At 53.6% G+C, this 5,690-nt stretch carries 2 tRNA genes and 3 rRNA genes; all 5 read right to left on the minus strand.

What is annotated here, in order from left to right:
- Positions 1-13 precede the first annotated feature (13 nt).
- Positions 14-127 (minus strand): 5S ribosomal RNA (gene rrf, locus C7H10_RS01185).
- A 106-nt stretch (positions 128-233) separates the two neighbouring features.
- Positions 234-3,125, minus strand: a 23S ribosomal RNA gene (locus C7H10_RS01190).
- Between the two features lie 324 nt (positions 3,126-3,449).
- Positions 3,450-3,525 (minus strand) — tRNA-Ala (locus C7H10_RS01195).
- 95 nt (positions 3,526-3,620) lie between these two features.
- A tRNA-Ile gene (locus C7H10_RS01200) sits at positions 3,621-3,697 on the minus strand.
- Between the two features lie 245 nt (positions 3,698-3,942).
- A 16S ribosomal RNA gene (locus C7H10_RS01205) occupies positions 3,943-5,483 on the minus strand.
- The 16S, 23S and 5S rRNA genes sit together here with 2 tRNA genes alongside, the layout of an rRNA operon.
- Positions 5,484-5,690 lie beyond the last annotated feature (207 nt).

Here is a 5,690-nt window from a genome sequence, read left to right on the forward strand (position 1 = left end):
TTTGGTATTAAGAGCCTGACGATGACCTACTCTCACATGGGCGAACCACACTACCATCGGCGCTGGTCTGTTTCACTTCTGAGTTCGGGATGGGATCAGGTGGTTCCAGACCGCTATGGTCGTCAGGCAAAACGGATGATCACTGGGAAGGACGAGATGGAACGTGATGTTGATTTCTGTGGAGCCTGGCGTTTGCCCTGCTCTGCGTTATCCGCAATTGTCTTGGGTGTTATATAGTCAAGCCGCACGAGCAATTAGTACTGGTTAGCTCAACGCCTCACAGCGCTTACACACCCAGCCTATCAACGTCCTGGTCTTGAACGGCTCTTCAGGAGGCTCAAGGCCTCAGGGAGATCTCATCTTGGAAGGGGCTTCCCGCTTAGATGCTTTCAGCGGTTATCCTGTCCGAACATAGCTACCGGGCAATGCGTCTGGCGACACAACCCGAACACCAGCGGTTCGTCCACTCCGGTCCTCTCGTACTAGGAGCAGCTTTCCTCAAATCTCCAACGTCCACGGCAGATAGGGACCGAACTGTCTCACGACGTTCTAAACCCAGCTCGCGTACCACTTTAAATGGCGAACAGCCATACCCTTGGGACCGGCTTCAGCCCCAGGATGTGATGAGCCGACATCGAGGTGCCAAACACCGCCGTCGATGTGAACTCTTGGGCGGTATCAGCCTGTTATCCCCGGAGTACCTTTTATCCGTTGAGCGATGGCCCTTCCATACAGAACCACCGGATCACTATGACCTACTTTCGTACCTGCTCGACGTGTCTGTCTCGCAGTCAAGCGGGCTTGTGCCATTACACTAACCGTACGATGTCCGACCGTACTTAGCCCACCTTTGTGCTCCTCCGTTACGCTTTGGGAGGAGACCGCCCCAGTCAAACTACCCACCACACAGTGTCCTCAACCCCGATAAGGGGTCAGAGTTAGAACCTCAAACATGCCAGGCTGGTATTTCAAGGTTGGCTCCACCGGAACTGGCGTCCCGGGTTCAAAGCCTCCCAGCTATCCTACACAAGCATGCTCAAAGTTCACTGTGAAGCTATAGTAAAGGTTCACGGGGTCTTTCCGTCTAGCCGCGGATACACCGCATCTTCACGGCGATTTCAATTTCACTGAGTCTCGGGTAGAGACAGCGCCCCCATCGTTACGCCATTCGTGCAGGTCGGAACTTACCCGACAAGGAATTTCGCTACCTTAGGACCGTTATAGTTACGGCCGCCGTTTACCGGGGCTTCGATCAAGAGCTTCGCACGAGTGCTAACCCCATCAATTAACCTTCCGGCACCGGGCAGGCGTCACACCCTATACGTCCACTTACGTGTTTGCAGAGTGCTGTGTTTTTAATAAACAGTCGCAGGGGCCTGGTATCTTCGACCGGCTTCCGCTCCACCCGCAGGGGCTTCACGTACACACCGGCGTGCCTTCTCCCGAAGTTACGGCACCATTTTGCCTAGTTCCTTTACCCGAGTTCTCTCAAGCGCCTTGGTATTCTCTACCTGACCACCTGTGTCGGTTTGGGGTACGGTCTCGAATAGCCTGAAGCTTAGAAGATTTTCCTGGAAGCAGGGCATCAATGACTTCGCGCCCTTGGGCACTCGTCGTCGCGTCTCAGGATTGTGGACCCGGATTTGCCTAAGTCCACTCCCTACTCGCTTAAACCGGGACAACCGTCGCCCGGCTCACCTAGCCTTCTCCGTCTCTCCATCGCAGCTATCCAAGGTACGGGAATATTAACCCGTTTCCCATCGACTACACCTTTCGGTCTCGCCTTAGGGGCCGACTCACCCTGCGCCGATTAGCGTTGCGCAGGAACCCTTGGTCTTCCGGCGTGCGGGTTTTTCACCCGCATTGTCGTTACTCATGTCAGCATTCGCACTTCTGATACCTCCAGCATGCTTCTCAACACACCTTCGCAGGCTTACAGAACGCTCCCCTACCCCGCATACAAAGTATGCAGCCGCAGCTTCGGTGACCAGTTTGAGCCCCGTTACATCTTCCGCGCAGGCCGACTCGACTAGTGAGCTATTACGCTTTCTTTAAAGGATGGCTGCTTCTAAGCCAACCTCCTAGCTGTCTGAGCCTTCCCACATCGTTTCCCACTTAACTGGTACTTTGGGACCTTAGCTGGCGGTCTGGGTTGTTTCCCTCTTCACGACGGACGTTAGCACCCGCCGTGTGTCTCCCGGATAGTACTCACAGGTATTCGGAGTTTGCATCGGGTTGGTAAGTCGAGATGACCCCCTAGCCGAAACAGTGCTCTACCCCCTGTGGTATTCGTCCGAGGCGCTACCTAAATAGCTTTCGGGGAGAACCAGCTATCTCCGGGCTTGATTAGCCTTTCACTCCGATCCACAAGTCATCCCCTGGCTTTTCAACGACAGTGGGTTCGGTCCTCCAGTGCCTGTTACGGCACCTTCAACCTGCTCATGGATAGATCGCCCGGTTTCGGGTCTATGCCCAGCGACTAATTCGCCCTATTCAGACTCGGTTTCCCTACGGCTCCCCTAAACGGTTAACCTCGCCACTGAACATAAGTCGCTGACCCATTATACAAAAGGTACGCCGTCACAGAACAAGTCTGCTCCGACTGCTTGTACGCATACGGTTTCAGGGTCTATTTCACTCCCCTCACAGGGGTTCTTTTCGCCTTTCCCTCACGGTACTGGTTCACTATCGGTCAGTCAGGAGTATTTAGCCTTGGAGGATGGTCCCCCCATGTTCAGTCAACGTTTCTCGTGCGCCGACCTACTCGATTTCACTGGACTCAGGTTTCGGATACGGGGCTATCACCCACTATGGCGGCACTTTCCAGAGCCTTCTCCTACCAGTTGTCCAGCTTAAGGGCTGGTCCCCGTTCGCTCGCCGCTACTTAGGGAATCTCGGTTGATTTCTTTTCCTCGGGGTACTTAGATGTTTCAGTTCCCCCGGTTCGCCTCTTACACCTATGGATTCAGTGTAAGATACCTGGCCGAAACCAGGTGGGTTTCCCCATTCAGAGATGTCCGGATCACAGCTCGTTTGCCAGCTCCCCGAACCTTATCGCAGGCTTCCACGTCTTTCATCGCCTCTGACTGCCAAGGCATCCACCGTATGCGCTTAGTTGCTTGACTATATAACCCCAAGACAACTGATCACGATTCAGCATCCTTTACCAGGCAAGCCTGATACAGAACCCTGTTTCGAGACAGTCACTTGAAGCAATATAACAACCACTTCAACGACAACACCGGATAACGCTTGAAATCGCTATCACTTTGAACAGTTTCTCTCGGAGATAATGAGAGAAATCTATTCGTGTTCTATCTCGTCCAATTTGTTAAAGAGCAAATCTGACCCAGTGATCAGAAAGGAAGGCTTCATCGATATGAAACATTCGTTTCTGTACACTGCTAACCGGAGTTAGTCAGTTTAAAGCATCGATCGTTCAGGCTTTTTGGTGGAGCTGAGCGGGATCGAACCGCTGACCTCCTGCGTGCAAGGCAGGCGCTCTCCCAACTGAGCTACAGCCCCAATTAAGCTGCCAAGAATTATTCAGATCTAGGCGCGTCAAGGCGAAGCATACAATCAGTATGCGAGTCTTGGCGCAACGACGAGCTGGATAATTCTGGTGGGTCTGGGTGGACTTGAACCACCGACCTCACCCTTATCAGGGGTGCGCTCTAACCACCTGAGCTACAGACCCGGTTTTGCTTGTCTTCGAACCGCCTGGACTGCGTTGCAGCTTTCGCTCAATCGGTCACGTACGTGTGTACGCTCCCTCTTTCACTCAACCTGCGCCTTGCCAGCCGTTCCGAATCCGGCGCCAAACCCCGAGACTGACTCAGTGTTTGTGGCAAACCGATATCGGGCCTGCATAGACCCTTTTGCTCTCTTTATTAGCCAACCAAGTAATTCGTGTGGACTCTGACCGAAGCATTCGGCTTCGTTTAAGGAGGTGATCCAGCCGCAGGTTCCCCTACGGCTACCTTGTTACGACTTCACCCCAGTCATGAACCACACCGTGGTAATCGTCCTCCCGAAGGTTAGACTAACTACTTCTGGTGCAATCCACTCCCATGGTGTGACGGGCGGTGTGTACAAGGCCCGGGAACGTATTCACCGCGACATTCTGATTCGCGATTACTAGCGATTCCGACTTCACGGAGTCGAGTTGCAGACTCCGATCCGGACTACGACGCGTTTTAAGGGATTGGCGCACTCTCGCGAGTTGGCAGCCCTCTGTACGCGCCATTGTAGCACGTGTGTAGCCCTGGCCGTAAGGGCCATGATGACCTGACGTCATCCCCACCTTCCTCCGGTTTGTCACCGGCAGTCTCCCTGGAGTTCTCAGCATTACCTGCTAGCAACCAGGGATAGGGGTTGCGCTCGTTACGGGACTTAACCCAACATCTCACGACACGAGCTGACGACGGCCATGCAGCACCTGTCTCAGAGTTCCCGAAGGCACCAATCCATCTCTGGAAAGTTCTCTGGATGTCAAGGCCAGGTAAGGTTCTTCGCGTTGCGTCGAATTAAACCACATGCTCCACCGCTTGTGCGGGCCCCCGTCAATTCATTTGAGTTTTAACCTTGCGGCCGTACTCCCCAGGCGGTCAACTTAGTGCGTTAGCTGCGCCACTAAGACTTCAAGAGTCCCAACGGCTAGTTGACATCGTTTACGGCGTGGACTACCAGGGTATCTAATCCTGTTTGCTCCCCACGCTTTCGCACCTCAGTGTCAGTGTTGGTCCAGGTAGCCGCCTTCGCCACTGGTGTTCCTTCCTATATCTACGCATTTCACCGCTACACAGGAAATTCCACTACCCTCTACCACACTCTAGTCAGACAGTTCGAAATGCCGTTCCCAGGTTAAGCCCGGGGCTTTCACATCTCGCTTACCTAACCACCTACGCGCGCTTTACGCCCAGTAATTCCGATTAACGCTTGCACCCTCCGTATTACCGCGGCTGCTGGCACGGAGTTAGCCGGTGCTTCTTCTGCGAGTAACGTCAATCCCTGAAGGTATTAACTTCAGAGCCTTCCTCCTCGCTGAAAGTGCTTTACAACCCGAAAGCCTTCTTCACACACGCGGCATGGCTGGATCAGGGTTGCCCCCATTGTCCAATATTCCCCACTGCTGCCTCCCGTAGGAGTTCGGGCCGTGTCTCAGTCCCGATGTGGCTGATCATCCTCTCAGACCAGCTACGGATCGTCGCCTTGGTAGGCCTTTACCCCACCAACTAGCTAATCCGACTTAGGCTCATCCAGTAGCGCAAGGTCCGAAGATCCCCTGCTTTCTCCCGTAGGACGTATGCGGTATTAATCCGGGTTTCCCCGGGCTATCCCCCACTACTGGGCAGATTCCTAAGCATTACTCACCCGTCCGCCGCTCGTCAGCGGGGTGCAAGCACCCCCTGTTACCGCTCGACTTGCATGTGTTAAGCCTGCCGCCAGCGTTCAATCTGAGCCATGATCAAACTCTTCAGTTTAAATCATACAAGAACTCGAAAGTTCTTAATTCTTGCTCAAGACAAAACTCAATTTCGACGAGTCACTGTCCTGATATTTCGTATCCGAAATACCTCGGCCAGCGCCCACACGAATTACTTGGTTAACTTTTTAAAGAGCGTTTGAGCTGTTGCTCAATCAAGGCCGCGTATTCTACATCGTTCCGCTGCCCTGTCAACCGTTTATTT

Origin of the sequence: Marinobacter shengliensis, assembly GCF_003007715.1 — a bacterium.
GTDB classification, from domain to species: Bacteria; Pseudomonadota; Gammaproteobacteria; order Pseudomonadales; family Oleiphilaceae; genus Marinobacter; species Marinobacter shengliensis.